This window comes from Nocardiopsis chromatogenes YIM 90109, assembly GCF_000341185.1.
Taxonomy (GTDB): domain Bacteria; phylum Actinomycetota; class Actinomycetes; order Streptosporangiales; family Streptosporangiaceae; genus Nocardiopsis_A; species Nocardiopsis_A chromatogenes.
The window spans coordinates 60517-87388 of the sequence record NZ_ANBH01000130.1 but is presented as its reverse complement, the minus strand read 5'-3'; the positions used below and the strand labels follow the sequence as shown (position 1 = coordinate 87388).

The window sequence follows — 26872 nt, the reverse complement described above, 5'->3', positions numbered from 1 at the left end:
GGGCGCGGGGGCCGCCCACGACGGGCCGGTTCTCGCGGTCTCCGGCGACGGCGGCGCCATGTACGGCATCGCCGAGCTGGCCACGGCGCGCCAGCACGACCTCGACGTCACCTGGCTGATCGTCGATGACGGCGGCTACGGCATCCTGCGCGAGTACATGAACGGCGCCTTCGGCCGGGCCTCGCACACCGAGCTGGCGCGCCCCGACTTCACGGCGCTCGCCGCTTCCTTCGGGGTGCCCGCGGTCCTGTCCGACGTCGAACGGCTCCGCGACGACCTGGCGGCCGCCTTGGCCGCGCCCGGCCCCAGTGTCGTGGTGCTGCCCGCCGTGCTGCGCATGTTCGCCCCCACCCACCTGGACTGACTGGGCCCTGAGGCCCGGCTCCGCGGCGGCCCGCCCCCGAACGCCCGCCCCCGGGACACCGGGAGCGCGCCCCTTCCGCCCCCGGCGGCATCCCCCGTCCCCTTCGCTCCGCTCCAGGAGATGAGCCATGACCGACGACCAGCGAACCGAGGCGCCGCGGCGGCGCCAGCGCGTCACCGAGGTGGAGGCCTACGGTGTGGCGCCGCTGCCGCCCGCCGCGCAGACCTCCGGCCCGCTCGACCTGTTCCGCCTCGCCTTCGGCGGAGCCAACACCTTCGCCACCATCATCCTGGGCACCCTGCCCATCGCCTACGGCCTGGGCTTCTGGGCGGCCGCCGCGGCCACGGCCGCCGGGGTGGTGCTGGGCGCGCTCATCCTGGCGCCCATGGCGCTGTTCGCCCCGCGCACGCGCACCAACAACGCGGTCTCCTCCGGTGCGCACTTCGGCGTGGTGGGCCGTGGCCTGGGCTCGCTGCTGTCGCTGCTGACCGCCGTGGCCTTCTTCTCCATCTCGGTGTGGGTGAGCGGCGACGCGATCGCCGGGGCCGCCGCCCGCCTGGGCCTGGACGGCGGCGACGGGGTGCGCGCGGCCGCCTACGGCGCCATCGCGCTGGCGGTGTTCGCGGTGTGCGTGTACGGCTACCGGTTCATGCTGCTGGTCAACAAGGTGGCGGTGGTCGCCGGGAGCGCCCTGATGCTGCTCGGCGCGGTGGCCTACGGCGGCGCGTTCGACCCCTCCTACTCCGGCACGGGGGAGTACCTGCTCGGCGGCTTCTGGCCGACGTGGATGCTGGCGGCGCTGACGATCATGGCCAACCCGGTCTCCTTCGGCGGGTTCCTCGGCGACTGGGCGCGCTACATTCCGGCGTCGACCCCCGTCCCGCGGCTGCTGGCCGCCCCCTTCCTGGCGCAGCTGGCGACGCTGCTGCCGTTCGGGTTCGGCGTGGCCACCGCCACCCTGGTGGCCGACCCGGGCGACTACGTCGTGGGCCTGGTGTCCGCCTCGCCGGGCTGGTACGCGGTGCCGCTGCTGCTGGTGGCCGTCATCGGCGGGCTGTCCACCGGCACCACCGCCCTGTACGGCACCGGGCTCGACTTCTCCTCGCTGGTGCCGCGCCTGAACCGGGTCCAGGGCACCGTCGTGGTGGGGGCGCTGGCCCTGGTGCTGGTCTTCACCGGGGCGTTCGTCTTCGACGCGGTCGACACCATCAACGCGCTGGCGATCCTCATCGTGCTGCTGACCTCGCCGTGGATGGTGGTCCTCATGCTGGGGTACCTCTTCCGCAGGGGCCACTACCTGGTCGAGGACCTGCAGGTGTTCAACGAGGGGCGCCGGGGCGGCGCCTACTGGTTCACCCGCGGGATCAACTGGCGGGCGGGCGCCGCCTGGGGCCTGGCCGCCGCCATGGGGCTGCTGTTCGCCAACACCCCGCTCCTGGTCGGGCCGCTCGGCGGGCTGGCCGGCGGCGTCGACCTCAGCCTGCCCGTCGCCCTGGTGACCGCCGCGGTCGCCTACCCGGTCGCCCTGGTGGCGGCGCCCGAGCCGCGCGGGGTGTTCGGCCCGCTGGGACCGCGCTGGGTGCCCTGCGCCCCGGACCCCGAAGACGCCCAGCGCCCCGAACCGGAGCCCGCCGCCCGCTGACCGGGGCCCGCCCCTGCCGGGGGACCGCCCCGGCACCGAGCCCCGCCCACCGCCCCGACCACACACCGCGCCCCGACCACACGAGGAGAGCGCCATGCGCACCCGCGAGTTCGACACCCTTCCGGCCTTCATCGCAGGGGACTTCGCCCCGCCCGAGGGCGGACGCACCATGCCCCTGACCGACCCGGTGACCGAAGCGCGCGCGGGCGCCGCGGCCGTCTGCGGCCCCACCGAGGTGGAGGCCGCGATGCGGGCCGCGCAGAGCGCGTTCGGTGCCTGGCGCAAGGCCGCACCGGCCCGGCGCCAGGACGCGCTGCTGGCCATCGCCGACGCCCTGCGCGAGCGCGCCGAGGAGTTCGCCGACGCCGAGTGCCGCGAGACCGGCAAGCCCCGCTCCTCCATGCTGGAGGAGGAGATCCCGATGTGCGTGGACAACCTGCGCTTCTTCGCGGGGGCCGCCCGGCACCTGGATGGCCGCTCGGCCGCCGAGTACATGGAGGGCTGCACCTCCTGGATCCGCCGCGAGCCGGTCGGCGTGTGCGCACAGATCACGCCGTGGAACTACCCGCTGATGATGGCGGTGTGGAAGATCGCCCCCGCTCTGGCGGCGGGCAACACCGTCGTCCTCAAGCCCGCCGAGAGCACCCCCACCACCACGGTCATGCTCGCCGAGGCCGCCGCGCCGCACCTTCCTCAGGGGGCGTTGAACGTCCTGCCGGGGGACCGCGACACCGGGCGGCTGGTGGTCGAGCACCGCGTCCCGCGGCTCGTGTCGCTCACCGGCTCCACGCGCGCGGGCATCCAGGTCGCCAAGTCCGCCTCCGAGGACCTGAAGCGCCCGCACCTGGAGCTGGGCGGCAACGCACCCGCCGTCGTCTTCGAGGACGCCGACATCCCGGCGACCGTCGAAGGCATCCTCGCGGGCGGGTTCCTCAACGCCGGGCAGGACTGCACCGCCGCCAGCCGGGTCATCGTGCACGAGGCCGTCCGCGAGGCGTTCACCGCCGAGCTCGCCGCGCGCGCCGCCGAGCAGCGCACCGGGCGCCCCGTGGACGAGGACTCCGACTTCGGCCCGCTGAACAACGCCGACCAGTTCGGCCGGGTGCTCGGGCTCCTGGAGCGCCTCCCCGCCCACGCCAGGGTGGAGACCGGCGGGGAGCGCGTGGGCGAGCGCGGGTACTTCATCGCCCCCACCGTCGTCTCCGGGCTCCGCCAGGACGACGAGATCGTGCGCGAGGAGGTGTTCGGCCCCGTCCTCACGGTCCAGTCCTTCTCCACCGAGGGCGAGGCGGTCGAGCTGGCCAACGGGGTCGAGCAGGGCCTGGCGTCGTCGGTGTGGACCCGCGACCACGGCCGCGCGCTGCGCATGGGCGCCGAACTCGATTTCGGCGCGGTGTGGGTGAACACCCACGGCGGCCTCACCTCGGAGATGCCGCACGGCGGGTTCAAGGGCTCGGGCTACGGCAAGGACCTGTCGGCCTACAGCCTGGAGGACTACACGCGCGTCAAGCACGTGATGAGCGCCCTGGCCTGACGGCGCCGGGCCGCAGGCACCGGGCCCGGAAGGGCCGCACGGAGCCGACGCGCCCGGTCCCCGGGGAACGGGGCCGGGCGCGGCTCGGCCAGGGGACCCGGCCAGGGGAGGGGCTCAGCCCTGCCCCGGCTCCTGCCCCCGGGGCCCCGGCTCCCGACCCAGGGGGCCGATCGCCCCGACCACACGCCAGTGCAGCAGGACCTCGTCCGGCCCGTCCTCGGGCTCCTCGACCGGCTGGCGGTCCGGCGGCGCCTCGTCGAGCGGCCGCTCCAGCAGCACCTCCACCGAGAAGCCGATCTCCGGCTCCACGCTGATGCCCACGCCCCGCACCCGCGGATCGGCACCCAGCCACCGCCGGACCAGATCCTTGGCCAGCCGCGCCTGGCGCAGGGTCGTCACGGCGCCACCAGCCGCGCGCCGAACGTCTCCAGTACCGCGCCGATCGGGTTGGCGAAGGTGAGCCCGGTGCCGTCGGGGCCGCCGTAGGTGCTCCCGGCGAACAGCAGGCCGACGGCCCGGCGCCCCTCGCGGGCCCAGATCAGCGACCCGGAGTCGCCGCCGGCGCTGAACGGCCCGGCGGTGCCGGAGACCTCCAGCTGGTCGTCGAAGACCAGCTCGCCGCCGGGGAAGGAGATGCGCAGCCCGTCCACCTCGAAGGCGGTGATCCGGCCGCGGGTGTGGCCGGTCGTGCGCCCGACCTTCTCCACCTCGGTCGCGCCGCCTGGTTCGGGGTCGGCCACGGTGATCGGTCCGCCGGGGCAGCGCGCGGGGTCGTGCCCGACCCCGTCGTCGATCCGGGCGATCGCGGCGTCCACCCGGTTCGGCCGGTCCCGCCTCAGTTCGCTCATCGCGACGAGCTCGCCGAAGCGGTCGACGGGGTCGCGGCCGCGGTCGGCGACGCCGGGCTGCAGCGCCGTGTCGCCGATGCGCGCCTCACCGGTATTGCCCAGGACATGGTTGTTGGACAGCGCGTGCACGACACCGCCGACCTCGACGAAGGCGCCGAGCGTCCCCGCGGTGATGTCGGGGTGCCCCACCGAGCAGCCGGGGGCCAGCGGCCGGTGCGGCTTCTGCATCTCCTCCGGGGTGAAGGGGGACAGGGCCCGGATCTCGCCGACCTCCACCACGTCGACCTCGCCCCGGGCCTCGTCGGAGATCCGCGCGAGCAGGTCGCTGAGGGGCGCGGTCTCCCGCACCCGCACCGCGAGCCTGCACCTTCCCTCGGAGTCCGCCTCGATCCCCAGGGCGAGGTAGGGGGCGGCGACATCGGCGGGGGTGATGATCCGCCCCCGCAGGTCGTTCTTGAGCTCTCGGCACGAATCCAGGTGCATGGCGTCTCCTGGGGGTGGGAGGGACCGCTGGGGAAGGGGCTACGCACGTCTCACAATCGGATACGGGTCGTAGTGCGCTGAGGCGCGGCGCCCGCCCTCAGGGGCGCGCCCCGCGGTGCTCGGTACATGCGTTTGTACCCCGGTGGCGCCTGATCTCCCGTGCCGATGTCCCTGATACCGCAACGACAGACCCGACAGGGCGGCCCCTCCGAGTCGGCATCCCCCGGATCGACGACGGCCGGGGCAGGTCACCGGGGCCGTCATAGGAGCGTGTCGTTGCAGGACCGGTCGCAGGACTAATGCGCGGGCGGAGCCGCCTCCGCTCCCTCGTCGGCGCCCTCCCCGGTGGGGCGGCGCGCCCACAGGGTGGCCACCAGGGCGCCCGACATGTTGTGCCAGACCGAGAACAGGGCGCCCGGCAGCGCCGCGAGCGGCGCGAAGTGCGCGGTCGCCAGCGCCGAGGCCAGCCCCGAGTTCTGCATGCCGACCTCGATGGCCACCGCCCGGCGCGCGGACTCGGGCAGTCCGGTCGCGCGGCCGACCCCGTAGCCCAGCGCAAGGCCGCACATGTTGTGCAGCACCACGGCGGCGGCCAGCAGCAGACCGGTGGAGGCGACGGCCTCGGCGTTGGCGCCCACCACCGCGGCGACCACGACGACGATGCCGCCCACCGACACCAGCGGCAGCACCGGAAGCACCCTGAGCACCAGGCGGCGCGCCAGGGCCCGGACCACCAGGCCCAGCAGCACCGGGACCAGCACGACCTCCAGGATCGAGACGAACAGGTCGCCCGCCGACACCGGGAGCGTCGACCCGGCCAGCCCCAGCACCAGCAGGGGCGTGAGGACGGGCGCCAGCAGCGTGGACAGCGAGGTCATGGCCACCGAGAGGGCCACGTCGCCGCGCGCCAGGTAGACGATGACGTTCGACGCGGTCCCCCCGGGGGAGGCGCCGACCAGGACCATCCCCACCACCAGCAGGGGCTCGAAGCCGAACAGCAGCGCGATGCCGTAGCCCAGCAGCGGCATCACCAGGAACTGGGAGGCCACCCCCAGCAGCACCGCCTTGGGGTGCTTGGCCACGATGGCGAAGTCGACGGGCTGCATGGTCAGGCCCATCCCGAACATGATGACGCCCAGCAGCAGAGCGATGTGCGGGGCGAGCGCGGCGGACTCGTCCGGCAGCAGCATCCCGGCCACCGCCCCGGCCAGCACCAGCAGGGCGAACCAGCGCCCCACGAACGAGGCGACGCGTTCCAGGAGCGCCATGGCCGATTCACATCCTTACCCGAAACGAGGCATGCGCGCCGCTTGACGGCGCCGGTGACCCGCGGCAGTCTACGGCGGCGCCGGTCCGCCGGTCGCGGCGGGTCGGCCGCATCCGGGATGCGTGACCAGCCCCCTCCTCCCCGTGGCGGGGCGCCCGGCCGCGCGGAGGGCGGAAGGCGCGCCCCGATCCCCGCGTCCGCAGGGGGAGGGCGCCCGGAGACGGGGAAGGAGCCGGGGCAGGGACAGCGGTCCTCGGACCTGAGGCACGTTCGGGAAGGTGGTGCGGCGGTGCGCGCGGTCATCGTCGGAGGAGGCATAGCCGGGCTCGCGGCGGCGCTGGCGCTGGACCGGATCGGCGCCCAGAGCTCCGTGCACGAGGCGCACCCGCGCAGTGGCGAGGACATCGGCGCGTTCCTCACCATCGCGGGCAACGGCATGCGCGCCCTCGACCGGCTGGGCGCCGCCGAACGGGTGGCCGGGGCCGGGTTCGCCCTCACCGACCTGCGGCTGTCGGGGCCGGGCGGGCAGGTGGTCGCCGAGCGGAGGCTGGACACCCCCGGCGACCCGCTCAGCCGGTTCCGCTGCCTGCGCCGGGCCGACCTGCGCCGGGCCCTGTACGAGGAGGCCCTGCACCGCGGGGTGCGCGTGCGCCGGCGGGAGAGGTTCACCTCCGCCCGGGACGACGGACACGGGGGCGTGGCCGCCGTGTTCTCCGGCGGCGCCGAGGCGACCGGCGATGTGCTGATCGGCGCCGACGGCCTCGGCTCCACGGTGCGGGGCCACGTCGNCCCCCCCCCCTGCCGCTACGCGGGACAGAACATCTACTACGGCTATACGCGCGAACACGAGCCCCCGCACGCGCGCGGGCGGATCGACATGATCCGCGGCGCGGGCTGGTTCTTCGGATACACCGTCTCCCCCGAAGGGGAGGTGTTCTGGTTCGCCAGGCTGAGCGCGCGGGAGCTGGCCCGGGGTGAGCTGTCGGCCCCGGAGCCCGGCGTGTGGGCCCGCCGACTCATGCCCGCCCTGGGGGAGGCCCCCGTGCCCGCGCGCATCGTGGAGGCGACGGGGGACCGCGTCATGGCGACCAACGCCCACGACATCCCGCCCGGCGGCCCCTGGCGGAAGGGGAGGGCGCTCCTCATCGGCGATGCCGCCCACGCCGCGTCCCCGGCCACGGGGCAGGGCGCGTCGATGGCGGCCGAGGATGCCGTGGTGCTGGCCAAGGCGCTGCGCGACCGCAATGGGGTGGACGCGGCCCTCACCGCCTATGAGCGGGTCCGCAGGCACCGTGTCGAGGAGAACGTGCGGCGCAGCCACGCGATGAGCCGGGAACGGCCGGTGGAGCCGGTGGACCCGGAGACCGCCCGCAGGGACGAGGAGGCGCTGTCGCGCGCGCTGGACTGGGACGCCCCGCTCACCGACGCGCACCCCGCCCAGGATTGACCCGCCCGACCGGGCCTGCGCTGACCGCGCCCGGCCCGACCGCGCCCGGCCCGACCGCGCCCGCTCCGGGCGCGCAGGTTCGACTACCCCCTCCCCCTGCGCCGTCCCCGGCCGTGGGCGTGTCACCCCGGGCGGGGCCTGACCTGCACGCATAGGGTTCCTCTGCGTTCGGCGGAGGGGGACAGATGGAAGAGGCGGGCGCTGAGGCGCTGGGCATGCTGCTCGTGATCCTGGTGGCGGCCTTCCTGGCGCCCATGGTGAGCGACCATCTCGCGCGCTGGGTGCTGATACCGGCGACCGTCCTGGAGATCGTCTTCGGGATCGTCCTGGGACCGGCCGGTCTGGGGGTCGTCCACGAGGACGCGGCGATCGCGATGCTCGCCGACCTCGGCCTGGCGCTGCTGATGTTCATGGCCGGGTACGAGATCGACTTCGCCCGGATCGCGGGGCGCCCGCTGCGCCGCTCGCTGGCGGCCTGGCTCGTGTCGGTCGCCGTCGGGCTGGGACTGGCCGCCGCGGCGTTCGGGGCGTCCCAGACGGCGCTGATCGTCGGCCTGGCGCTGACCACGACGGCGCTGGGGACCGTGCTGCCGATCCTGCGCGACGCGGGGGCGCTCCAGGGGGCGTTCGGGACCCGGTTCCTGGCCTCGGGGACGGTGGGCGAGTTCGGCCCCATCGTGCTCATCGCCGTGCTGCTCAGCGGCTACCGCCCGCTTGAGGGGACGCTGCTGCTGGCCGGGTTCTTCCTGCTGGCGGGGGTGGCGGCGTGGCGCGCCACCCGGCCGCCGTCGGAGCGGCTGGGCAGGCTCATCCGGGCGACCCTCGGCTCCAGCGCGCAGCTGGCGGTGCGGCTGTGCATGCTGCTGACCGTCCTGCTGGTGTGGGTGGCCGCGACGATGCGGCTGGACGCGCTGCTGGGGGCGTTCGCCGCCGGGGTCATCGTCCGGCTGATGCTGGCGTCCAACCACCCCGACGAGGCCGAGGCGGTCGAGTCCAAGATGGACGCGGTCGGCTTCGGGTTCCTGATCCCGCTGTTCTTCGTGGTGACCGGCGTCCGCTTCGACCTGCGGGCGCTGCTGGCCGACCCGCTCTCCCTGCTGCTCGTCCCGGTCTTCCTGGCCGCCTTCCTGGCCGTGCGGGGCGGCCCCGACTACCTGTTCTCCAAGGGCGACGTCCCCCAGCGGCAGCGGGCGCCGCTGGCCCTGATGTCGGCGACCGCGCTTCCACTCGTGGTGGTGCTGACGGCCATCGGCCAGGAGACCGGCGCCCTGGACGGTGCGCTGGCCGCGTCCCTGGTCGGCGCGGCGATGCTGAGCGTGCTGGTGCTCCCCCAGGTCGGGGGAGCCCTCCTGCGGCGCGCAGCGAACGCGGAGCCGTGACGCCGGAGGCGCCGAAGGGGGGTCCCGCACGGCTCCTCCGCGCTCAGGAGGGCGTTGCGGGCAGCGATTCGACGACACGGTCGAACCGGAACGCGATCTCTTCGGGGGCCTCGGGCAGTTCGACCGAGTGAATGTGGACGGTGATCCCCGAGGCTCGGATGAAGTACTCCTCACGGCCCTTGTCGGCATCGCCGAAGGCATAAACCAGGTGCCCGCTCCTCACTCCCACGGCGGCACAGTAGGCGACCATCTGGTACAGGTCTTCCCTGGCCGGATGGTGATTTGAATCGAGATTCTTGTACTTGGCGTCGATGACGGCGACGGGACGGGTGGAATCGTAGACGACGAGGTCCGGGCGCAGTTCCACTCTCCCCAGATGGTCGAGGCTGTGCGATCTGTCCTGCGCCTTCGCCTTTCGGCCCGAAGTGAGGCGTTCACCGATGCGGGCGGCGATGAATCTTTCAAAGAAGGTCGCCGGGTTGAAGAGGAAACCGTCGATCGGCATCTGCCCACGGCCCTCGTGGTTCGCCGATTCCCCCCGGAGGACCGCTTCGGCGAGGCGCAGGACCGGCTCGAAACCGCGGTTGCGCGGTGAGGGGTTCCACAGGGGGACCGGTTCGCCGGGTGTCAGGGGGGCGACCCCGGTAAGGCCTCGTTCGATGTCGCGCAGGCGGGACACCACCGACCGGCTGAGGCCGGGCAGCGAGGCGAGTCGCCGCGCCGCAGCCAGCAGTACGCGGTTCTCCGGCAGGTCGACGGTGAAATCGTCGTATTCGACATTGAGCGGCATGGCGAGTGGGCCCCTGCGCCTCGTCTGTTCCGCGGCGTTGATGCGGCCCTTGAGCGCGGTCGCCTCCTCCCTCCTCGTCCGATAGCCGTGCAGAACGCCTCCCCCGTTCGCCCGCTCGAACGAGCGCGCGAACGCTTCGGCCATCGCAGGCAGGAGGGGCTGGGTCTCGGGGAGGGGGATCGTGTGCTCGTCCCAGGTCGGGGCGGTGTCGTGGGCCAGCAGCATCAGGATCCGGTGGATCGAGAGCTTTGGGTGGATGTGCAGATGGATGGGGCGGCCCCCCGGTACGGGTATCCGGACCGCGCCGATGCACGTGGCGGCCGCCACACGCCACTGCGTGGACGACGACCCGGTCATCCTCACGACCTCGGCGTCCCCGCTCAGGAACCTCTTGGAGAACTTCTGCAGCGCCGATGCCTCATCGGAGGTGAGGTCCACCGGTATCGGGTCCCCTCTCTCCTTGAGCGAGATGACGAGCGGGGCGTCACCCACGGCGGTCGGTCCCTCCAGACGTCCCGGACCCGTCCGAGGCCGCGCCGAACGACTCGGCCCCGATCGCGCGGAGAAGCACCTCCAAGCCGAACGCGTCCTCGATCCCCGGCCCGTACCGGCTCTCCTCCAGAAGGGGGATGATCTCGGACTCCCACACCAGTCGCAGGCCTTCGCGGGAGCCGGTCCGCGGCGTCATGAGAAAGGAGGGGCCGATGAGTCGGGCAGAGTCGTCGACGCGCCTGTTGAGCTCCTCAAGAAGCCGGGCCGGCGTCGGATCCATTCCGTTCTCGTCGAGCCAGCGGGTGAGCAGTCCGTCGACGGGGGCCCTGTCGGGTGAGAGCGGCCTGAAGGCGAAGCGGCGGCGGAGCGCCGAATCCACCAGGGCGATCGACCGGTCCGCCGTATTCATGGTGCCGATCACGAACAGGTTCTTCGGCAGGGAGAACGAGGCGCTGTCCCGCGAGTACGGGAGGGTGATGCGCCTGTCACGGTATTCGAGGAGGAAGTACAGCTCCCCGAACACCTTGGCCGTGTTCGCGCGGTTGAACTCATCGATGACCAGGAGATAGGGGCGCCCGGGGTCGTGGCGCGCCGCCTCGGCGATGCGCTTGAACGGCCCGTCCTCCGGGGCGTACGTCAGGGTTCCGTCCTCTCGGACCTGCGGCCGCAGGCCCTCGACGAAATCCTCATAGGCGAACGACGGGTGGAATTGGACCAGCTCGGTACGGTCCTCCCCTGCGACGAACTCGGCGAGTGCGAGGGCCAGGTGCGTCTTCCCGGTCCCAGGCGGGCCGTACAGCAGCAGCTGGCGCTTGTCCCGCAGCAGTTCGAGCGTCTCAGCGACCCAGCCGCGTGGAAAGAGGAGGCGGTCGGCCAAGGGGGCGCAGTCCGCGGGCCAGTCGATGTCGACCGTCCCGTCGACGGCCTGGACCTCGTCGCCGACATCCGTGCCCAACCCGGCACGCTCGGCCAGCCAGGCGATGGCGTCGGTGATGTCGTTGACCGTGGTACGCCGGTTGAGGGAGCTGCGGACCGGCTGCGGGAGGTCGGCGCGGCTGAGCGTGCTCGGGCTCCACTCGACCTTGCGGCGGCGGGCGGCTTGGAGGCCGTCCGACGGATCGTAGTAGGCCTCGCCGATGAACCTGCCGACGTGGACGCGGTCGCCGTCGACGGTCGCCACGAGGTCGCCCGACCGGATCCTGGTGAGGAAGGCGTGGAGCTGCGACGCCGCCTGGCCTGCGCTTCGCGGCGACGCCTCGGGGTAGGCCTCGGCGACGACCGATTGGATCTCCTCGCGCGGGGCGCCGGGCTCGATCCTGGGCACCTCCATGAAGGAGACGGAGACGAAGCCCTCGCGCAGCCACTGGGGGACCTGGTTCAGGAGCACGTGGTTCTCGTCGCCGACGTTGGCCCCTCGGACCAGCCAGCCGCGCTGGGCGGACTCTCCGCCCTGCCAACGGGACCGGAAAGGCTCGTCATAGAAGTCGACGGGACCGTCGTGCTCGGCTTCGAGCACCTCGCGGATCGCGGCGAGGTCGCGGTCGACATCGCCCGTCGGGGCATCGATTCGGCCGCCGAAGGCGGCGTGGATCTGCTTCTTGTGGTCGGCGCTCGCCATGACCTCGAACGTCTCGGGGAAGGCCAGCCAGAGCAGCACGTTGTACTGGGCCCGCGCGCGGTTCCCCAAGCCGAGTTCGGACACGGCCTCCTGTGCGGCCTCGCGGAAGTTCCAGGGGTCGGACAGCAGGTCGGGTCCGCCGTCCGCCCCGTCACGGTCACCGATGAGGCGGCTCGCCATGCGGATGAGAAATGCGAACTGCGCCCACCGGTAGTTGAGGAAGGCCTGGCCGCCGAGAAGGAAGCCCTCCAGAGCCGCGTCCAGCTCTTCGGGGATCCGCACCGGCCGGGACGACAAGACGAGGGCCTCGTCGATGATCTCCCGTTTCCTTTCGGGGCTGAGCTGGGAAGAGGACAGCGGGAGCATGTTCAGGTAGAGCAGCTCGGCCGCGAGCACGACCGCCTCGTCGGACAGCCCCTTGAGCTGGCGCTGCAGTTTCTCGACGAAGGAGCCCCGCCCCTCGTCGAGATTCTCGATGAAGGCTTCGTCCAGCTCGGCGGCCACGGACGGGGCCCATATGCGCAGCTCCGGATCGAACGACGAATATCCGCTGCGCACCCCTTGCTTGAGGACCCGCTGGGCGGCTCTGATCACGGCTTTGAACTGGGGATGATCTTCGTACGCAGGCGCCACCGGCTGTCCCTTTCCTTTTTCCCTGTGGCCGCGGGTCGGCCTCGGAGGGGCGGGCGCTCACACGCTAGCGTCCGCCCTCATCTGCGGCGAATGGCGCGGACAGCCGCTCCGTCGGGAATGGGGTTCGGCCCGGAGACCGGAAAATGGTCGGGGGCACCCGCCCGAGGTCACGGGGTGAGCACGAGGGTGTTCTCGGCGGCCTTCTCGACCGCCTCTCGGGTGAAGGGCATCGGAACGGTCCCACCGGCGGCCCAGTCCTCGGTCTGGGAGCCGCGGTCCGGGTGGAAGGCGTGGCCGGAGGGGCCGGTCAGGTCGATCCAGCGCGCGGTGTCGAGGTCGGCCATGTCGACGGCCATGCGCATGGACGGCACCCACGTCACCTCATAGCCCTCCGTGCGGTCCCAGCCGGTGGCGTTCACCGTGCTGGAGCCTCCCGAGGTCTCGACGGGGGGGCCGTTGAAGAGCCACTCGACCGGGCCGATGCCGGACGTCCCCAGCGACGGGTGGGTGGGCGTGAGCGTGTGCATCGCGCCCCAGCGCCACTCGGAGGGGTCGGGTCCGAAGCGCTCGGACAGCTCGGCGGCGGCCTGCCGCATGGCCTCGGCGATCACCGCGTCGCGGCCGCTCACCTCCTCGCCCTCCCACCAGGGGGAGTCCGGGTCGTCGAGGAGCCGGGACATCACCAGCCAGCCGCGCGAGGAGCCGTCCATCGGGTACTCCTCGGGGAGCTCGTCGAAGGTCAGGTCGAGGAGGCGGTTCCACACGGCGTTGTAGAAGGCGGCACCGGCCGAGTCGGCGTCCTGGTCCATGTCCCAGTCGGCCAGCAGCGCCTGGGCCACCGCGGGGTCCGCGCCCTCCTGCGGAGCGCTTTCCAGGTGGAGATCGACCAGGTGGGGGACCACCTCGCGTGCGCCGAGGTTGGCGGTGTCCATCTGCAGGCGCACCATGTCCTCGGGCGTCAGTTCGGTCCCGCTGTCGATCTCCTCCTCCAAGAGCTCGTTGATGCGGGCCGCCCTGTAGCCGTAGTCCCAGTCCTCGGTGAGGAAGTGCGGGTAGTCGGAACCGGCGGCGGCCTGGTTCGCGGTGACGATGAAGCCCGACTCGGGGTCGCGCACCGACGGCAGGTCGTCGAAGTCGATGAAGCCCTCCCAGTCATAGGAGGAGTCCCAGCCGGGCGCGGGCCAGCGCCCGTCGCCCTCGCCGCGCACGGGGATGGCCCCGGGGGCCTGGTAGCCGATGGTGCCGGAGGTGTCGGCGTAGATGAGGTTCTGCGCCGGGACCTCGAAGGAGCGGGCGGCGTCGCGGAACTCCCCGAAGTCCGAGGCGGTGGACATGGAGAAGACGGCGTCGGCCGTGGTGCCGGGCGTCAGGGCGGTCCAGGACAGCGAGACCGCGTAGCCGTCCCCGTCCGCACCCGGCCCGGGGCCGTCCTGCGCCTCGTCCACGGGCTCACCATCGGCGTCGACGGGCGGGGCCCCACCGATGCCGCGCAGGTCCAGGGCCGCCTCGGCGTCGGAGAGCACGGGGCCGTGGCGGGTGGAGCGGACGGTGAAGCCGACCGGCTCGCCGCCGGCCACCCGCACGGTCTCCTCACGGGTCTCCAGCGGCTCGCGCTCGCCGTCCACCACGGCGGCGCCGTCCTCGATCCGCTCCAGGTACAGGTCGGCGACGTCGGGGCCGAGGTTGGTGAAGCCCCAGGCGATGTCGGCGTTGTGGCCGATGACGATGCCGGGGAGCCCGGCGAAGGAGAAGCCGGTGACGTCGAAGGGGCACTGCGGGCCGGTGGAGGTGCAGTGCAGCCCGGTCTGGTACCAGACGGAGGGCATCTGCGGGCCCAGGTGCGGGTCGTTGGCCAGCACCGGCAGGCCCGAGGCGGTGTGGTCGCCGGAGACCACCCAGGAGTTGGAGCCCAGGCCGGGGCCGGAGGGGCCGAGCAGCGACGGGACCGACTCCAGGCCCGCGCCGACGCCCTGGAACAGGGGAGCGGCGGGGGCGAGGGCGTCGTCGGGCTCGTCCTCGCGGCCGTCTCCCTCCCCGGCGCCGCCCTTTCCGGTCCCTCCATCCCCTCCATTCCCTCCGTCCACGATCGGCGGGTGGTCGTCCTCGGGATAGTCCGGGTACAGCTCCTCGACCTGCCCCCGGTCGAGCCCGGAGGCCAGCAGGGAGGCGCGTTCGATCTCGTCCTCCATGTTGCCGCGCAGGTCCCAGGCCATGGCCTTGAGCCAGGCGAGGCTGTCGGTCGGCGTCCAGGCCTCGACCTCGTGGTCCGGAGCCAGCGCGGCGAGCACGGAGAACTCCAGCCCCAGCTCGCCGCCGTCCCGCCCGGCGAGGTAGGCGTTGACACCGTCGGCGTAGGCGTCCAGGTAGGCGCGGGTCTCGGGCCGGAGCAGGTCGTACTCCTGCTCGGCGACGCGGCGCCAGCCCATGGTGCGCAGGTAGACGTCGGTCTCCACCTGCTCCTCGCCGAACATCTCCGCCAGGCGGCCCGAGGTCGTCATCCGGTTGAAGTGCATCTGCCAGAACCGGTCCTGGGCGTGGACGAAGCCCTGGGCCTTGAAGAGGTCCTCGGCGGTGTCGGCGTAGATCTGCGGGATCCCGTTCCCGTCCCGGTACACGGTGACCGCGCTCTCCAGCCCCGGGACCGCGATCTCCCCATCGACCTGCGGAAAGGCGCGTACGACACTCCACGTCCCGATTCCGCCCGCCACAAGGGCGAGCGCGAGGAGCACGGACAGGGGGATGAGGACCCATCGTTTGACGGATCGTGTGATACGCACCATACGCGCAATATAGACCGACTGGTCGGGAGGACGAAGCCCGGGGTGGCGGGCGCGGACCGCCGTCCGCGCGGTGCCGCGAGGGGCGGGTCACCGGCCGACCTGGACGTCCATGGCGATGGGGAAGTGGTCGGCATAGCCGTCCGGGTCCACGGGCTTTCCCGCCCCGCCGAAGCGGACGGGGGAGGGGTAGACGCCCGTCGAGACCATGTCCTCGGGTTCGTGGACGATCCGGACCGATTCGGGGACCGCCCTGAGCGCCGAGCCCCGGGTGACCATGTTCCGGTTCACCATGAACTGGTCCAGCATGTTGGCGAAGTTGTTGAAGTAGAACGTCCCCGTCGGCCCCGCCGCGGTGCCGTCGGGGGCCTCGCCACCGCCCAGGGGCGGCCACATCAGGTTCCACAGGCGCGGCACCGACGCCGCGTTGAGCACCTTCGCGCGCTGTCGGGTGCTGAGCGCGTGCTGGACCAGGGACGCGTCGAAGGGCTCGTCGTTGAAGTCCCCCATGGCCAGCACCGGGGTCCGGGGGCCGTGCACCTCCAGCACGCGCTGGTGGAAGTAGGCCAGGGTCTCCCCGGCGACGGCGCGGTACGCGGCCGACTCCCACCGCCCTCCGCTGCGGGACGGCCAGTGGTTGCCGAAGACCGCCCAGGTCGTTCCCGCGCGGGTGCGGAAGTTGACCTGGAGGACCTCCCGGGTGCCGGTGCGGCGCACCACGACGTGCTGGTAGACCGCGTCGGGCGGCACCTCCAGCAGGTCCGGGTCGTAGAGGAAGGCGACGTCGATGCCCCGCCGGTCGGAGGTGTCGGCGTGCACCGCGCGGTAGGGGCGGCCCACACGGACGCGGACCGCCTCGGCGAACAGGCGCAGCACGTGCTCGTTCTCCACTTCGCAGACCCCGAGCAGATCGGGGCCGCGCCCGTCGTCCATGCCCGCGACGACCGACGCGAGCCGGTCGACCTTCCGGTCGAGGACCGCGGCGGTCCACCCCTCCAGCGACGACCCGAGGACCCGCTCCAACTTCTCGGTCCGCCGCGGGGAACCCTCGACATCGAACAGGTTCTCGACGTTCCACCAGGCGACATGGATAGCGGCCATGCTCGGCCCCGCTTCCCTCCCCCCGGCGTTCCTCCTCCAGCCCGCACAACCCCTGACCACCCCAGCATGCGCGCTCGGGGGGACGGTGTAAACAGACCGTCCTCGGTGGTCACGTCCGGGCGTGGGGAGGGTGCCGTGCGATGCGGTGATCACCGGTTCATGTTCGAGGCCGGGATGTCGTGGAAACGATGTTGCTGGTATTCGTGCTCGGGGTCGGACGAACTCGGAGAAGGAAGGGCGAGGTTCCATGGCGCCTCTGCGTCCCCGCATCAGCCTGCTCGTCACCGACCTCGACAACACGCTGTGGGATTGGTTCCACATGTGGCATTCGTCCTTTTCGGCCATGCTCGAGCATTTGAGTGAGATGAGTGGGGTTCCCTCATCTGTTCTCGAGGGGGAGATGCGCGAGGTCCACCGCCGCCACGGAACCACCGAGTACTCGCTTCTCCTGGATGAACTGCCGTCGCTCCGTTCCGAGTGTGCGGGGCTTCGGCCGCTTGAGGTGTTCGATGCGGCCGTCCACACGCTCAATCATGTGCGTAAGCGCTCGATTCACCTGTACCGTGGTGTGGAAAGTGCGCTGACAGAGGTGCGCCGACGCGGGGTGCCGATCGTCGCCTACACCGAGTCGATCGCCTATTGGACGGAATGGCGGATACGGGAGACGGGACTCGACGGTGTCGTCGACGTATTGTACTCGTCGCCCGACCATGATTTCCCGGAAGGCGTCACCCCCGAGGATCTGAGGCGGTACCCGCCGCAGGAGTACGGGCTTGTGGAGACGGTGCACCGGCACACGCCGCAAGGTCGGCTCAAACCGGACCCCGCGATTCTCGGGGCGATCGTCGACGAGTATTCCAAGGATCCGGAGGACGTGGTCTATATCGGGGACAGCCTGATGAAGGATGTCGCGATGGCCCAGGAGATCGGTGTTCACGACGTACATGCGCGGTACGGGGTGTCGCAGGACAGGGAGGGTTACGAGCTCCTCCGTCGGGTCTCGCACTGGAGTACCGAGGACATCGAGCGGGAGCGCCGACTCGCCCGGCGTCCCGTCGTCGTTCCCACATGGACCGCCCGTGAGTGCTTCTCGGAGGTGCTCGACATGTTCGAATTCCAGGGGTGACCGTGGAAGATTCAGAGACCGGGCACTATGTAGAACTCTGGAAACAGACCATAGCGGTCCAGCAGCACTTCAATGATATCTGCTGGAGGATCCGCGGGCTCGCGCTGACCGCAATGACCTTCGCCCTGGGGGCGGCCGCGGTCGCCGTGCAGGAGAAGGTCGTCATACGGATATTCGGCCTCGCGATCGAACTCGGGGCCGTCGTCCTCGTCCTGGGGACGCTGCTGTGGTGCGCCTTCTTCTTCGTCGACCGCGCCTGGTACCACCAGCTCCTCAAGGGGGCGGTCGGGCACGGACAGGAACTGGAGAACGAGCTGCGGAAGAAGCTTCCCGTCGCCGGTCTCACCCTTCAGATCAGTAAGAGCAGCCCGACGCGGTTCGGGCAATGGAAATGGCGGGAGAAGAGAGGGGGCAGGCCGGTGGTTCTGCACTCGACCGGTAAGCTGCTCATATTCTACTGGTTCGGGATCGCTGTGCTTCTGATTCTGGGGGCGGCCGTCCAGGCCGGTGCATGACGGCACCGCCTCCGGGGAGCCTCTGCCCCGGGTGAGGCGTGCGGGTCGGATCGGCCGCGGCATGGGCGGTGCCGCTATGAGCCGTTGCGGCACCGCCCGGGTGAACCGGCGGGACGGCCCTCAGAGCCGGTAGCCGAACTGCTCCAGCCGGGTCCGCGCGCGACCGAGTTCGGCCTCGCTGAAGAGGTCGGCGTACTCGGGTCGGCAGACCAGGGCCTCCACGGTCAGGTCGAGGCGCCCCCGCTCCCACAGGGAGGCGAAGCCGTCGGATACCGCCGGGGACGAGAGCAGCCTGCGAGCCGTCTCCAAGGGGCCGTGGTCGGCGAGCATGCCCAGGAAGTAGGTCGCGGTGTAATCGGCCTCGTTCCGCGCGCGGTCGTAGATGTCCCGCATCGCCCGGTCGAAGCGCTTCAAGCGATCCTGCCCACCGCCTTCACCCTTCTCGTGTCCCTCCTGGCCTTCGGCTCCCTCCTCGTCGCCCGCCGCCTCTGCGTTGCGCCGGTTGACGAAGCCCAGCAGGGCGTCGGGGGAGGTGAACACCTCATAGCCCATTTCCCGCAGGCGCTGCAGGTCGGCCTGCTCCGGGTCGAGTTCCAACACGACGGGGTCGCCCTGGCCGGGCTGGAGGCCGTCGGGCCAGTAGGCCTCGGCGACGGCGAGCTCCCGTCCGGTGACCGGGTCGGCGATCTCCGCGTCGAGCCGCGGCTCGGCACACCCCAGGCGCAGGAGCTCGTCGACCAGCTCGCGCACCTGTACCGCACGCGGGTCGTTCTCGCCGTCGTCCGCGACCAGGGTCACGGGGCCGAGCGCCTCACCGCCCTCCCGCCCGCCGGAGCGCAGCTCGGTGAGGAAGGAGCGGGCGGCCTCGGCGAGCAGCTCCCTGCGGGCCTCCAGGAAGTCGAGGTAGCGGTCGACCTTCCACAGGTCCGGGTCGGTGGGGATCCACTGCGAGGCCAGGGTGCCGGGGAAGCGCTCCTCCACTTCGGCCAGGTACTCCTCAGGCGCCCGGTCGGCGATCTCCAGGTTGGTGTTCTGCGTCAGGAAGCAGAAGTTGGCGATCGCGTTGACCTGCCCCCGTTCATAGCTCCCCCGCAGCAGCGCCTTGGGGAAGATGTGGTGCAACTGGAGCGAGGAGTGCTTGCCGAGCATCTCGGCCTTCAGCTCCAGCCCGCTGCCGAAGTCGCGTGCGCCGGTCGCCCGGGTCAGCATGTACAGCAGCGGGTAGAAGCGCGATCCGCGGGTCGACCCCTCGAAGTCGTAGGCGTTGATGTCCAGACTGCCGCCCCGCCAGCGCTCCAGGTTGGCGATGAGCCCGTCGACCCCGCCGCGGGCGAGGGCGTCGTAGTCCTGTTGCAGGTGCGTCTCCGTCGACCCGCTGAACCGGCCCCACAGCGCCGAGTGGACGTACCAGTACAGCACCTTGTCCCGGTGGCGGGCGTCCTGGAAGGAACCCCCGTCCAGGGACAGAAGCCGGGAAACCGCAGGAACCGCATAGCGCCCCATCAGGACCCGGTCGTGGTCGAGACCGAGGCGCCCCGACGCCGCGTCGAGGAAGGCGCCGATGTACTCGACCGACTGGGCCAGAGCGCGCTGGAAGGATTCGGCCTCCACCGACTCCAGAGAGCTGAACAGGGCACGGCCGGTGGCGACCGCCGTGGCGTTGCGCAGCAGCCAGTCCAGGGAGAAGTCGAAACCGGCCGTGTTCCAGTCGTCCAGGTGCGCCCGCATCTTTTTTCGGGCTTCGGGCCAAAGGGCGCAGATCCTTGCCAGGGCCAGGTCGCCCTTGGAGAGCTTGGTTCCCCCGGAGTTGACCCGGTTGAAGATCTCGACGACCTCGTCGACCGTGCGGTCCGCACCGGTGATCTTCTCCTGGGGGAACTCCTTCTCGGTGATCTGGTGCAGCCGGTTGAGGCGCTCGACGTAGACGTTGAACTTCTCGGGGTAGGCGGCGAACTTCTGCAGGAACGGCGCGAGCCCGGTGTTGAAGAGGTCGGTGACCTCCACCCACAGGTCGTCGCCGCTCATCCTCGCCGGGGCGTAGAACTCGAACACCTCGCTGTCCACGTTGAAGTACAGGTCGCTGAAGGACCGCTCGTCGCCGTCGAAGAACGCCGGCGGCTTGCCCCGGATCACGCCGTAGAGCGAGGTGACGCGCTGCTGGCCGTCCAGCAGCATCAGGTGGGTGCCCGTGCCCGCCATTCCGCCCCGGACGGACACGTCCGAGGCGCTCGTCTCCCACAGGAGGAGTCCGCCGACCGGGTGGTCCCGGTACACCGAGCGCATGAGCCCGCGGACCTGGTCGCGGTTCCACACGTACCCGCGTTGGAACTCCGGGAGCAGCACCGTCCCGGCGTCGATCTGGTCGAGGAGGGTCGAGAGTTTGGCCATGGCCGACCTTTCGGGGGTTCGTCCGTCTCGTCGTTTCGTACGTCGTGCTCGTTTGCGTCAGCGTGCCGTCGGCAGGTAGGGGCTGGGATCGCCCTTCCAGGACACGCTGAGGAGTTCGCGCGCGCGGGTGCAGGCCACGAAGAGCAGGCAGCGCTCGCGCAGGAGGTCGGCGGCGTGCGCACCCGGGTCCTCGTCCTCGGAGGTGACGGCGGCGGCCGCAGGGACCTGGTCGGCGTCCACGCCCGCGACGGCCAGGCACCGGAACTCCAGCCCTTTCATCCGGTGCATGGTCCCCACAGAGACGCGGCCTGCGTCGGTGTGGCCGCTGGAGAGCGCCGTGGCGGGGATCCCCGCGCCCTGGAGAGCGTCGGAGACCTCCTTGACCAGCCGGTTCGAGCGCGCAGCGATGCCGATCTCGCCGGGGAGGATGTCGGAGTCCAGCCATTCGCGGACGGTCGCCACCACCCCGCGCAGTTCGGCCGCGCGGTCCGGGTAGCCCGTGGCCCTGGGCGCGAGGCCCCGGACCTCCGAGCGGCACCCGGCGATCGTCTCCAGGCCGCCGTCCATGTCGTCGATCGGCTCGCCGTGCAGCAGCTCCAGGCTCCAGGCGAGGATGTCGGCGGTGGTGCGGTAGTTGATCCGCAGGCGGGTCGAGCGCCCGGCGACGGCGATGCCCATGTCGCGCAGGCTGATGCGGTGCTGGTAGATGCGCTGGTGGGTGTCGCCGGCGATGAACAGGTCGTCGTGGTCCTCGGGGGCCGCCGCCCTCAGCAGGCGCCACTTCTCGGCGCTGAGGTCCTGGGCCTCGTCGACCACGATGTGCCGGAACGGCTTGTCGTCCTTTTCAGAGAGGATGCGCGCGGCCTCGGCGCACACCGTCTCGTGCGTCCACAGCCCCTCCTTCTCCAGCGCGCGCTCGAACTCGAACATCGCCTGCCATACACGGGCCTTCTGGGTGGCCCCGAGGCGTCTGCCACGGCCGGTGCGCTTCGCGCTCAGGTATCCCTCAGCGTCGGAGATGTCCTGGGCGATGACGACCTGCCGCCACTCCTCGCCGAGGAAGCCGGGGCCGAACGGCACACCGAGGCGCTCGGCGATCTCGCTCCACATCTTCTTCTCGCGCTCGGGCCGCAGGAGCGTGGGCTGGCCGTGCACCTCGCGGAAGACCCGGTGCGCCAGGCGGTCCACGTGCTCGACCGTGACGTTCTCCAGGGCCTCGGCGGTCCGGGCGTCGTCGGCGAGCAGTTTCAGCCCGGCCGACAGGGAGTCGGCCAGCGTCGAAGTGAAGGTGGTGACGAGCACCCGCCCCTCCCCGCGCTCGGCCAGAGTCCGGGCGCGGTGCAATGCCACGACGGTCTTGCCCGTCCCAGGCCCTCCGGTGACGCGGGCGGGGCCGCGGTACCGGGCCTGCGCCACCTGCTGCTGCATGGGGTGCAGATAGACGCGCCACAGGTCGAACGGGCGGGCGAAGACCGCCATCAGCTCGTCGGGCCCGTCGACCAGCACGACGCGCTCCGGGCTGCGGCGCACGGCGGCGTCCAGGTCGTCGGGGTCGATCCGCTCGCCGGTGATGGACGCGCTCATCTCCTCCCAGACCTCGTCGGCGGTCATGCCGCTGGCCAGGCCGTAGAGGACCTCCCACTGCACCGGAGGCAGGAAGCCCTTCGCCGCCTCCAATTGAACGGGGTCGGTCAGCGCGCGGGCGAACCGCAGCGTCTCCTCGTCCACGCCCAGCCGCTCCAGGTCGGCATCGCCCACCCCGTCGAACAGGCGCTGGGGGGCGCTCTCGGCCATCCGGGTGAGCTGCGGGAGCGAACTGTCGATGGCCTCCGCGTCGCGGATCTCGATGCGGCCGGTGGCGCCGTTGACCGACACCCGCCTGCGCTCGGCCCACGTGTAGGCCTCGTCGTGCCCGAGGACCTTGAGCAGCGTGTAGGTGTCGCCCGACTCGGGGGCCAGGACGACGCCCCGCCAGTACTTGTCGATGCGGATCGTGCGGATGCGGTCGTCGCGCGCCTTGTTCACCTTCTCCAAGTGCAGCCCCGCGTGCGTGGCGTTCTCGAACTTGGAGAACACCTCGCTCACCCGGTCCTGGACGGGCTTCTGCAGGGAGGCGAAGTCGCTCAGCAGGTTCCGGTGGATGGCCAGACGCGCCATGGGATCTCACTTTCTGGGTCCGGGGTCACGGGGAGGGGGACGTGCGGAGAGGGGCGCCTGCCGGGGGCTAGACGCCGGCCTGCCCGCCGTGCGGGGGGTCGAGCAGGTCGGTGACCTGTTCGAGGGTCGGATGGCCGGGCCCGTGGATGCGCAACAGGTCCTCGGCCAGGGCGGTGAGGGTCGCGTGGGCTTCGGCGTGCTGGCCCGCGCCCCGCTGGAGGAGCCCGATCTGGCGCCGCAGCTCCAGGGGGCGGGCGTCATCGGCCCCGTAGGCGCGCTCCTCGTCCGCCCGCAGCGCCTGCAGCTCCTCCAGGGCGCTCGCCGTCTCCCCGGCGAGGGCGCGGCAGGTGGCGGCCTGGAAGCGGCAGCGGAACACCAGGGACCCGTCGGACGGGGCCCCGGCCTCGGCCAAGTCGGCGGCGAGGGCGGAGAACTCCGGCTCGGCCGCGCGGAAGTCGCCGCCCTCGAACAGGATGTTGGCCAGGTCCATGCGCAGTTCGACCACGTCGCCGTCGTTCGGTCCGAAGACGCCCCGTGCCGCTGCCACGGCGGCCTGCAGCACGTCGGCGGCCTGCCGGTAGCGCGAGGAGCCGGACAGGGCGGCGGCCTCCGAACGGGCATGGGCGATGTCCAGCCGCGTCATGGACGAGGTGCCGCCGTCGCCGCCCTCCCCGGCGGCGGTCTCGACCGGGCCGGCCCTGCGGTCGGCCACCCCGTGCCCGGCCCCTCCCTGCCCGGACGGCCCGCCGACACCGGCCGCCTCGGCGAAGACCCGCTCAAGGACCGAGGCCTGCATCCGGGTCGGACTGGGCACCGACGGCGGGTCGAGGACCCCCGGCAGCGGCCCCAGCGCGGCCGCGAAGGGCAGCAGTGCGCGGTAGACCTCCTCGGCCCCGCCGGGCCGGTCCTCCGGCCGCTTCCTGAGCATCCGATCGATCACCGCGTCCAGGTCGGCGGGCACGTCCGGGCGCAGCTCCCGCACCGGGCGCGGGGCCTGGTGGACCTGCCCGTGCATGACCGCGAACGGAGTGGATCCGGTGAACACGCGGCGTCCGGTCAGCATCTCGTGCAGCGTGCAGCCGAGCGAGTACAGGTCGGTCTGGGGCGTGCTCATGCCGCTCATGACCTGCTCGGGGGCCATGTAGGCGGGGGTGCCGGGCGACTCGCCCGTCCGGGTGATCCGCGAGCCGTCGGAGCGGTCCAGCGCGACCGCCAGCCCGAAGTCCAGCACCTTGACCGTGCCGTCCGGCTCCAGCATCAGGTTGGTGGGCTTGAGGTCGCGGTGCACCAGCGACCGGCGGTGCGCGGCGGTGAGCACCGCGCACACCTGGGCGGCGATCGCCGCCGCCCAGCCGACCGGCAGCCGCTCCTCCTCGGCCACCAGGTCGGCCACGCTGATCCCGTGGATGCGCTGCATCACCAGGTAGGGGCGCCCGTTCTCGGTGCCCGCGTCGTAGACGCCGGGGACGCCGGGGTGGCACAGGCGGGCCGTGATGCGCGACTCGCGGACGAACCGGCGCACCAGGTCCGGGTCGTGCTCGCCGTCGGGGAAGCGCAGGAACTTGACGGCGACCTCGCGGTCCAGCCGGGTGTCGTGCCCTTCCCAGACCTCGCCCATACCGCCGCGCGCCATCGGGGTCGGCTTGAGCTCGTAGCGCTCGGCGAGCAGGGGCCGGGGGGGCGGGGGCGGCGCCGCTCATGGGCGTTTCTCCTCGGGGGCCGTGGGGTGGGCGGGGGCAAGGGACCGGTCGGCCAGGCCCGACCGCCCCGCCTCGACCAGGCGGGCGCCGAGCTCGGCCAGGTGCGCCAGGCGTCTCTCCGTGTCGGCCAGGCGGCGCAGGGCCGTGATGTGGGCGCGCTGCCGCTCCAATGGAAGCAGGGCGATGCGGGCCTTGCGGGGGTCGTTGCGGAGCCTGTGGGCCGGGCCCGCGGTGAGCGCCGCGGCCAGGTAGTCCGGGTCGATCCGTTCGGGGTCGGCCCGCAGCACGACCAGGCTCGGCCCGATCGCGGCGCCCGACTCCGCCGCCCCGGCGACGCGCGGGGAGACGTCGCCCGCGGCGGAGGCGACCACGTCCCCGGGGCGCAGGACCACCCGGTCGGCCGACTCGACGGTGCGGCCGCCGGGGGCGCGGCCCTCGCGCAGGTCCTTGTGGGTGAGCAGGGGAACGGTGCCCCGGTCGGCCGGGGTGGCCAATGGGGCGGTGTGCAGTTCGAGCACACCCTGGTCCACCAGCTCCCCGACGCTGCTCACGGCCGCGGCCGAGCCTTCGGGGTCACTGGGGGCGTCACCGGGGACGAGGACCGGCGGGGCCTCCGCAAGGCCGTTGACGGCCGACAGCAGGGCCGTGCGCCACTGCGCGTACGAGGCGTCGGGCTCCCTCCGCGGCACGTGCGAGGAGGGGCGCAGGTCGGCCTCATCCACCAGCTCCGCGCGGTCGAGCAGGCACGATTCGGCCGTATCGCCGGACAGCACGAACTCCACCCCCGGGGACTCGCTCCGCCCGGACTCCCCGTCGGGGCGCTCCAGCACCCAGACGAGGGACTGGCCCCCGGGCAGCTCGGTGACGCTGCGCAGGGCCCCCGAGGCCGCCAGCGCCGCCCGTATGCGCCTTCCCGAGGGCCGGTGGGCCGCCGAGGCGGGCACTCGCACCACGGCGACACCGCCCGGCCGGAGGCGCGACAGGCAGTGCTGGACCCACGCCAGCTCCCCTTCGCCGCGCGCCGGGGTGCCGTAGGCCCAGCGCTCGTCGTCGGCCAGCTCCTCCCAGCCCCAGTGGCGATCGCGGAAGGGCGGGTCGCACAGCACGGCGTCGGCCCGTCGGTCGCCGAGGGCGTCCGCCTTCAGGGAGTCGGCGACGGCGACCTCCACCTCTTCCACATCGCCGCCCATGAGGACCAGGCGCGCGCGGGCGATCTCGGCGTGGGCGGGGTCGCGGTCCTGCCCCCACAGCAGGGCGGCCCCTCGGGAGGCTGCGGCCCGCAGGAGCACGCCCGTCCCGCAGGCCGGGTCGAGCACGGAGGACCCGTGCCCGACGCCCGCCAGCCCCGCCATGGCCTCGGCGACCTCCGGCTCCACCTCCGAGGCGCGCTCCCGGGCGGCCCGGAAGCGCTCGCACAGCCGCGAGAACACGCCGACCGCGCCGTCGTCGGCCTTCTCGGCCGCTGCGGCGAGCGCCTCGAAGAGCGGGGACCACTCCTCCGGCGGCTCCGGTACCCCCGCCCCGTGCCCACCGCTGAGGGCCGCCCCGGCGTGCGCGACGAACTCGGCGAGCCGGACGCCCTCCACCTCCGCCTGCACCCGCTGCCAAAGCCGGTCCAGGTCATCGGCCTCGAACGGCTTTCCCCGCTCCAAGCACCACTGTTCGACCTCTTCCAGTGCGAACAGCGGATTGGACGGCGCCCCGGCGACCGGTCGGGGGAAGTCGGTGAACCGCCGGCGCCAGTTGCTCACCGCCGACCGGCCGACCCCCGCCAGCCGCGCGATGTCGGCGGCGCTGACCATCGCGTCCCGGGTCACGCCGCGCCCCCCGCCGCCAGGGGGGCGAGCACCTTGCGCGCCCGCAGCTCGGCGATGTGCTCGGCCACCCGCCGGGGAGTCTCGCCTCCGCGCACCAGCAGGCCCGCCTCGATGTTGCGGGCCACCCCGGACTGGGTCAGGTTGGCGCTGGAGACCAGCAGCACCCGCCGGTCGGCGACCGCCAGCTTCGCGTGCGACTTGGCCCCCTTCTCCGTGCGCCGGGCGAGCGGCCAGTGCCACAGGCCGACCCCGTCCAGCCCGGCGAAGGCCGCCCCGGGCTGGTCACCGCCCAGGGCGCTGCCCGCCCCTTCGAGCGTCTCCACGACCACGTCGATGCGCACGCCCCGCTCGGCGGCCGCCGCGAGGGCCTGCCGGATGGCGTCGTTGCGGCGGGCCGAGTAGGTCATCAGCACCAGCTCGGAGCGCGCCTCCTCGATGACCTCCAGAAGGGCCTGCGCGGTCGCCCGGGTCGGGACGGCGTGGCTGGCCGGGCCGCTCCACACGGTCTCCACCGACACCGCGCCGCTGCCCCGGGCGTACCCGGCCGCCAGGCCGCGCAGGAAGGCCGCGGCCTCCGCACGCGGCACACTGGCGGACCTGCGGGCCTCCAACAGCGGCGCCACCCCGCCCGAGTCCCGGGAGGAGCCCAGGATCGCCTGGTCGGGCCACCCCTGGCCGATCCGCCCCGCGACCTCCCGAAGGAGCGCGCCGCCCAGGCGGGAGGCCGCCTCCTCCGCCGCCGCCTCGAAGGCGGAGGGGCCGGGGCTGTCCACCGTCGCGTTCATCCCTGCCCT

General features: G+C 72.6%; 19 protein-coding genes. 7 read left to right on the top strand and 12 right to left on the bottom strand.

The genetic code is table 11. From position 1 onward, the window contains the following. From D476_RS0113510 to D476_RS0113500, 3 genes are all read left to right on the top strand, one after another. Positions 1-364, top strand: a 364-nt coding sequence (locus D476_RS0113510; RefSeq protein ID WP_017624473.1) for a thiamine pyrophosphate-dependent enzyme, incomplete at its 5' end; no start/stop codon positions are given. Positions 365-491: 127 nt separating this feature from the next. Then, positions 492-2006: a purine-cytosine permease family protein gene (locus tag D476_RS0113505; RefSeq protein WP_017624472.1), complete on the top strand. Its 1515-nt coding sequence runs from the start codon at positions 492-494 to the stop codon at positions 2004-2006. A gap of 94 nt (positions 2007-2100) precedes the next feature. After that, entirely contained in the window at positions 2101-3540 is a 1440-nt protein-coding gene (locus D476_RS0113500; RefSeq protein WP_017624471.1) for a gamma-aminobutyraldehyde dehydrogenase, read from the top strand. A gap of 114 nt (positions 3541-3654) precedes the next feature. Here D476_RS0113500 and D476_RS0113495 read toward each other — a convergent pair whose 3' ends face one another. The 3 genes from D476_RS0113495 to D476_RS0113485 form a co-directional block, all read right to left on the bottom strand. Continuing rightward, positions 3655-3939 carry a hypothetical protein gene (locus D476_RS0113495; protein WP_017624470.1) on the bottom strand — a complete coding sequence of 95 codons (285 nt, stop codon included), beginning with the start codon at positions 3937-3939 and terminating at the stop codon, positions 3655-3657. After that, positions 3936-4871, bottom strand: a complete 936-nt coding sequence (locus tag D476_RS0113490; RefSeq protein ID WP_017624469.1) for a chymotrypsin family serine protease — start codon at positions 4869-4871, stop codon at positions 3936-3938. The genes D476_RS0113495 and D476_RS0113490 overlap by 4 nt, the downstream gene beginning before the upstream one ends. A 296-nt stretch (positions 4872-5167) precedes the next feature. Beyond that, the gene (locus tag D476_RS0113485) at positions 5168-6139 is read right to left on the bottom strand and encodes a bile acid:sodium symporter family protein (RefSeq protein ID WP_017624468.1); all 972 of its coding nucleotides are present in this window, start codon (positions 6137-6139) and stop codon (positions 5168-5170) included. A gap of 117 nt (positions 6140-6256) precedes the next feature. Between D476_RS0113485 and D476_RS0113480 the strand changes: the two genes are divergently transcribed. Next, on the top strand, positions 6257-7585 hold the full coding sequence (locus D476_RS0113480; protein ID WP_449289404.1) for an FAD-dependent oxidoreductase: 1329 nt from the start codon (positions 6257-6259) through the stop codon (positions 7583-7585). Positions 7586-7770: 185 nt separating this feature from the next. After that, positions 7771-8964, top strand: a complete 1194-nt coding sequence (locus D476_RS0113475; RefSeq protein ID WP_017624466.1) for a cation:proton antiporter — start codon at positions 7771-7773, stop codon at positions 8962-8964. A gap of 43 nt (positions 8965-9007) precedes the next feature. Here the strand turns inward: D476_RS0113475 and D476_RS33210 are convergent, their stop codons facing one another. From D476_RS33210 to D476_RS0113455, 4 genes are all read right to left on the bottom strand, one after another. After that, on the bottom strand, positions 9008-10246 hold the full coding sequence (locus tag D476_RS33210) for an McrC family protein (protein ID WP_017624465.1): 1239 nt from the start codon (positions 10244-10246) through the stop codon (positions 9008-9010). After that, a complete protein-coding gene (locus tag D476_RS33205; protein WP_152529339.1) occupies positions 10239-12458 on the bottom strand; it encodes an McrB family protein in 2220 nt (739 codons plus the stop codon). The genes D476_RS33210 and D476_RS33205 overlap by 8 nt, the downstream gene beginning before the upstream one ends. Before the next feature lie 206 nt (positions 12459-12664). After that, positions 12665-15277 (bottom strand): penicillin acylase family protein, encoded by a 2613-nt coding sequence (locus D476_RS0113460; RefSeq protein ID WP_192826383.1) that lies wholly within the window; start codon positions 15275-15277, stop codon positions 12665-12667. Between the two features lie 87 nt (positions 15278-15364). Further along, positions 15365-16375, bottom strand: a complete 1011-nt coding sequence (locus D476_RS0113455) for an endonuclease/exonuclease/phosphatase family protein (protein ID WP_017624462.1) — start codon at positions 16373-16375, stop codon at positions 15365-15367. 247 nt (positions 16376-16622) lie between these two features. On the opposite strand from D476_RS0113455, the gene D476_RS0113450 reads away from it, so the two are divergent. After that, complete coding sequence (locus D476_RS0113450) at positions 16623-17501, top strand: HAD family hydrolase (RefSeq protein ID WP_017624461.1); 879 nt, start codon at positions 16623-16625, stop codon at positions 17499-17501. Beyond that, positions 17498-18016, top strand: coding sequence for a hypothetical protein (locus D476_RS0113445; protein ID WP_017624460.1), 519 nt, complete (start codon positions 17498-17500; stop codon positions 18014-18016). Before D476_RS0113450 ends, D476_RS0113445 begins: the two co-directional genes overlap by 4 nt. A gap of 120 nt (positions 18017-18136) precedes the next feature. Here D476_RS0113445 and D476_RS0113440 read toward each other — a convergent pair whose 3' ends face one another. From D476_RS0113440 to drmC, 5 genes are all read right to left on the bottom strand, one after another. Then, positions 18137-20404, bottom strand: a complete 2268-nt coding sequence (locus D476_RS0113440) for a GmrSD restriction endonuclease domain-containing protein (protein WP_017624459.1) — start codon at positions 20402-20404, stop codon at positions 18137-18139. A gap of 57 nt (positions 20405-20461) precedes the next feature. Next, positions 20462-22561: a UvrD-helicase domain-containing protein gene (locus D476_RS0113435; RefSeq protein WP_017624458.1), complete on the bottom strand. Its 2100-nt coding sequence runs from the start codon at positions 22559-22561 to the stop codon at positions 20462-20464. A 67-nt stretch (positions 22562-22628) separates the two neighbouring features. Beyond that, the gene (locus D476_RS0113430) at positions 22629-24179 is read right to left on the bottom strand and encodes a serine/threonine-protein kinase (protein WP_017624457.1); all 1551 of its coding nucleotides are present in this window, start codon (positions 24177-24179) and stop codon (positions 22629-22631) included. Positions 24180-24257: 78 nt separating this feature from the next. Beyond that, on the bottom strand, positions 24258-26078 hold the full coding sequence (locus tag D476_RS0113425) for an N-6 DNA methylase (RefSeq protein ID WP_017624456.1): 1821 nt from the start codon (positions 26076-26078) through the stop codon (positions 24258-24260). Continuing rightward, a complete protein-coding gene (drmC, locus tag D476_RS0113420) occupies positions 26075-26863 on the bottom strand; it encodes a DISARM system phospholipase D-like protein DrmC (protein ID WP_017624455.1) in 789 nt (262 codons plus the stop codon). The genes D476_RS0113425 and drmC overlap by 4 nt, the downstream gene beginning before the upstream one ends. Positions 26864-26872 lie beyond the last annotated feature (9 nt).

Excerpts from the sequence above, each read along its gene's own strand:
- D476_RS0113505 (WP_017624472.1), top strand. The coding sequence starts at position 492 with ATGACCGACGACCAGCGAACCGAGGCGCCGCGGCGGCGCCAGCGCGTC.
- D476_RS0113500 (WP_017624471.1), top strand. The coding sequence starts at position 2,101 with ATGCGCACCCGCGAGTTCGACACCCTTCCGGCCTTCATCGCAGGGGAC.
- D476_RS0113490 (WP_017624469.1), bottom strand. The coding sequence starts at position 4,871 with ATGCACCTGGATTCGTGCCGAGAGCTCAAGAACGACCTGCGGGGGCGG.
- D476_RS0113485 (WP_017624468.1), bottom strand. The coding sequence starts at position 6,139 with ATGGCGCTCCTGGAACGCGTCGCCTCGTTCGTGGGGCGCTGGTTCGCC.
- D476_RS0113475 (WP_017624466.1), top strand. The coding sequence starts at position 7,771 with ATGGAAGAGGCGGGCGCTGAGGCGCTGGGCATGCTGCTCGTGATCCTG.
- D476_RS0113460 (WP_192826383.1), bottom strand. The coding sequence starts at position 15,277 with ATGGTGCGTATCACACGATCCGTCAAACGATGGGTCCTCATCCCCCTG.
- D476_RS0113455 (WP_017624462.1), bottom strand. The coding sequence starts at position 16,375 with ATGGCCGCTATCCATGTCGCCTGGTGGAACGTCGAGAACCTGTTCGAT.
- D476_RS0113450 (WP_017624461.1), top strand. The coding sequence starts at position 16,623 with ATGGCGCCTCTGCGTCCCCGCATCAGCCTGCTCGTCACCGACCTCGAC.
- D476_RS0113440 (WP_017624459.1), bottom strand. The coding sequence starts at position 20,404 with ATGGCCAAACTCTCGACCCTCCTCGACCAGATCGACGCCGGGACGGTG.
- D476_RS0113435 (WP_017624458.1), bottom strand. The coding sequence starts at position 22,561 with ATGGCGCGTCTGGCCATCCACCGGAACCTGCTGAGCGACTTCGCCTCC.
- D476_RS0113430 (WP_017624457.1), bottom strand. The coding sequence starts at position 24,179 with ATGGGCGAGGTCTGGGAAGGGCACGACACCCGGCTGGACCGCGAGGTC.
- drmC (WP_017624455.1), bottom strand. The coding sequence starts at position 26,863 with ATGAACGCGACGGTGGACAGCCCCGGCCCCTCCGCCTTCGAGGCGGCG.